Consider the following 389-nt stretch of genomic DNA (forward strand, 5'->3'; position numbering starts at 1 on the left):
TGAATGCGTACAGGAAATATGCAATGACCAAAATAGTTGGAATATGAAGAAAATCAGAAGACTGGGAATGCACAGTTTATTGTGACTGGTTTTTTCGTGGTGCAGATAAATGACCTAAATAGCGGCACCAAAAACTAAATCGAAAAGTGATCCGAATCCTGCGCGAGAGCAAACCTTAACGGGGATAGGCTCGGAAACCTGCGGACAGATAAACGGTTTTACCGGAGCAGCTTAGCAGTCGGCGGACAGATAAACGGTTTTACTGGAAGCAGCTCAGCAGCCCGCGGACAGATAAACGGGTTTACTCAAAGCGGCGCAGAAGCCCGAGAGGTGGACAATCCCTGCGGGTGACGGGTAATCCGCAGCGCTGCGGCGAAGACGGAAGGCCA

Origin of the sequence: Erwinia sp. ErVv1 (assembly GCF_900068895.1) — a bacterium.
Lineage (GTDB): Bacteria > Pseudomonadota > Gammaproteobacteria > Enterobacterales > Enterobacteriaceae > Erwinia.